Origin of the sequence: Nostoc flagelliforme FACHB-838, assembly GCF_014698065.1 — a bacterium.
Taxonomy (GTDB): domain Bacteria; phylum Cyanobacteriota; class Cyanobacteriia; order Cyanobacteriales; family Nostocaceae; genus Nostoc; species Nostoc flagelliforme_B.
Window position 1 is genome coordinate 1 of the sequence record NZ_JACJSI010000492.1, and the last position, 3,892, is coordinate 3,892.

Annotated in this window: 1 protein-coding gene; it reads right to left on the reverse strand. The window is 46.9% G+C overall.

What is annotated here, in order from left to right; genetic code table 11:
• Positions 1-238: 238 nt before the first annotated feature.
• Positions 239-3,892 (reverse strand): strawberry notch family protein (locus H6G97_RS47230; RefSeq protein WP_190947271.1); only part of this gene is annotated, 3,654 nt, incomplete at its 5' end.

Here is a 3,892-nt window from a genome sequence, read left to right on the forward strand (position 1 = left end):
GACTATAAAACCTAGAGTGCGCTCTAGGTCAAGACCTTATTTTCCATAACATTCTCAATTAGAATTTTTTGTGGAAAAGTAAATTTTATAATTGGCTTATCATTTTGCCCCGTAATTCATGTAGCATTACACGCAAGAATAGTATGTGTAATTAATGACCATGTATGTACACAATGTGAGGCCATCACACTCTTGTTTGAGCGAAAATAAGCTGATGTTAAATACATCAGCTTTTGACTTATCCCAAGATTCCAATCACAGCCGCTAGAATAGCTGGGGCTTTGTCTGAAACCGGAATGAATACCCGCTTTTGCCAGTTGATGATCTCGGTGAAACATCCAGCAGCTAAAAGCCGCTCTGCCAATGAGATAGCATTAACCAGTTCTATGCGAGGTTCACCAGCAATGAAAGAACGTCGCAAGGTTACACCACCTGGCAACTGCTGTGTATATCTTTCGTTGAGTACCAGTGAGACAAGTTCTTCTGGAGAAAGCACCTGATTTCTTAGTCCGAGTTGTTCGCGCACGGTTTGAATGTCGTGAGCATTCACCACCCGACCGAGAATCTTTTGTCCATCGCTGGTTTGTAGTCGGAATACTCGACTATTCTGCTGTGGCAGGATTTTCCAGATGGGTAGGAGAATACCAGTTACCAAATGCAGGTAATCGGTTGTGAACTTGGGCAATTCGTTTACTTCAGTAGACCAAGCAGCAGTAAACGCATCAATAGAAACCGCTTTCCAAGTGGAAGATTCTAAATCTTTGACTGGTATACGGGTTTCTTTTTGGGGACGGACAAGTAATACTCTTGGTACAACACCACCATCAGCGCCGTAGATACTATGCGTCGGAATTGATACAGCAGCATGACCTGACTTGGAGTTGATCATGAGCCTTCCTTGATATTGAGTGGCAAACTCCAACATCTCGTCAGCAGTTCTGATGTGGTTCCTTTGGGTGCGTTGCACTTTCAAGTAATTGGTGACGCTACCTGTGGCAGGGTGGGTGTACACAGCTTCCTGGCTCTCAACAGTAAAGCGTTCAGCCCGGAGTGTCTCTACACCTATCTCGTAAACACCAGATGCGATCGCTGCTTCAATCTGCTGGCTCAAGAGTAATTCAAACCTCTCGAAAATCACGTTTTGCATATCAATTCGTAGAGCCAGTAGTCGGTTAAGGAATTGACGCAGGGGTGGGAGGTCGATTTTCATGCCGCCTTCGTGGGAAGTGAGCGAGAGTCCAGTCATTTGCTCAAAAGTACCTAGTGGAACTTCATAAACTCGACCTTGGAAAATCTGCTTAAACAACTCGTATAGTGCGTACTCTGCATAGTTCGATTCCAAGTTATCTTTGGTATCGAATATACCATTACCACCAGTTTGTCTCTGCCCCCTTGTGAGTGCGCCCAAGCTATCCAGGCGACGAGCGATAGTCGAGATAAAGCGGCGTTCACCTCTGACATTAGTAGTAACAGGTCTGAACACAGGTGCTGATGCTTGGTTGGTGCGGTGCGATCGCCCTAAACCTTGGATGGCATTGTCTGCTCTCCAGCCAGCTTCAAGCAGGTAGTGCGATCGCCGCCGCCGATTAACAGCGTTGAGATCAGCATGATAACTTCTGCCTGTGCCACCAGCGTCACTGAAAATGAGGATTTGTTTGTCACCCTGCATAAACGCAGCAGTTTCAGCAATATTCGCCCCACTACCCCGTGAATCTACAAACAAACGTCCAGATTCATCTTTCAAAACTCGCTTGCTGCGACCAGTTACTTCAGCAATTTGTTTGTTACCAAAGTGCCACAGCAGTTGCTCTAGTGCACCAGGAATTGGATCAAGGCTGGCGAGTTTGTCTACTAAGGCATCTCTTAAGGCTACAGCTTCTTGGGAAATAACCGGAGAGCCATCAGCGTCAAAGACTGGCTCGGATCTTTCTTCTCCATCAACGCCAGAATGGATGGAATGAAGATGAACGGGGAAAGCACTCATCAAGTAGTCCCTCACATATTCTCGTGGGGTCAAGTCAAGATTGAGATCCTTCCATTCCGAAGCCGGAACTTCATCAAGTCGTCGTTTCAAAAGTTCTTCATTAGTCGAAACTATTTGAATGACAACTGCATTTTGAACAGCAAGATCCTGCTCAATCGCTTTGATCAGGGTAGGGCATTTCATCCCGGTCAGCAGATGATTGAAGAATCTTTGCTTGTGCGACTCGAACTGAGACACCGCGCTCATCTTTGCAGCACGGTTGTAAGTCTTGTCACCAGAGATATTACAAGCTTCCAGGGCTTTATCTAAATTATGGTGAATAACACCAAAAGCATCAGAATAGCTGTTATAACTCCGTTCCTGCGTCGGCGTTAAATCAATGTAGAGAGTCTGGTACTCAACTCCCTCGAATGAAAGACTCCGCGCCAAATACAGACCGAGTGCTTTCAAATCTCTAGCCACAATCTCCATCGCGGCGATACCACCGCCCTCAATGGATTCCACAAAATCCTCACGGGAGGTAAACGGGAAATCTCCAGTCTGCCAAAGCCCCAGACGATTTGCATAAGACAGGTTAGAAACCTTCGTCGCTCCAGTCGCAGAGACATAGACAACCCGTGCCTGCGGTAATGCGTTTTGCAACCGCAGCCCAACAATGCCTTGTTGGGATGCTGCAACCATGCCCAGTTTACCCTCTTGCGCCATTGCGTTACCCATCGCGTGGCACTCGTCATAAGCGATCGCTCCCTCAAAGTCCTTACCTGCCCATTCAACGATTTGCTTAAGCCGACTTTTGCCATTCTTTTGAGAGCGTAGAGTTGAGTACGTGCAGAAGAGAATACCTTGGGTGAAAGGGATGGGATCGCCAAGTTTGATATTGCTCAGGTCGATAATGTCCTTTGCATCACCTCCTAAAGCACACCAGTCTCTACGGGCATCTTCAATTAAGGCAGAACTTTTAGATACCCAAATGGCTTTTCTTCGTCCCTGACACCAGTTGTCGAGGATGATTCCCGCACACTGTCTTCCTTTCCCCGCACCCGTCCCATCGCCAAGAAACCAGCCACGCCGAAATTTTACGGCATTTTCTTCGCCCTGAGCCGCAACAGTCACGTTATCCCACGAATCATCAACAATATAAGACCCAGACAGAAATTCACAGTGCGCCTGACCTGCGTAAATAACGCTTTCAAGTTGTGCCTCTGACAACAAGCCTTGTGTGATAATGTTGCTAGGAAGATGCGGTTTATAAGTTGGTGCTGGTGGCGAGACAAGTGCTAGGGCTGCACTTTCGCAAAGCAGCGAGGGATGAGGTAAAGCGTCCTTGATTCGGATTCGCTGTGGGCGATAGGTTTCATATAGGGTATCTTTCAAACCCTCATTAGCCGTCCACTCGATAACCTCATATTCCAGCACTACTACATCGTCTGGAAGAGAGGAAACTGTTTCTGGTTGTGCAACTGTAGTACGGAATGGCAATTGAACAACTTTTGCTCTCGTAGTAGCTTTGATATCTGAGCGTTCCCACGAAGATCGCTGTGGCAAATGCTCAATCAACGCTAGCAGTTCGGGCAAGTGCAAGGTTTCGGGAATACAGGGGATTTGCCTGTGATTATCAGCCGGAACTTTATCGATTACTGTGATTCTGGTGTCGATTTGTGTACCATGTTTCGAGTACACTTTGCCGTTGACCCCAACAGACAGTAGAACTCGCGCTTTATCTTGCCACTGATGGAAAGTTTCTCGCCAAGTAGGATTATTGGGAGAGAACCAATTGGCTGTGATTGTTACCAGCCGTCCACCGTCAGCCAGTCTTTGCAATGCCGAGTTGATATGCCTCTTTGTTGCGTCGGGATTGCGACTGTTGATTTTGGGAGATGCACAGAAAGGTGGATTCATCAGAACAAC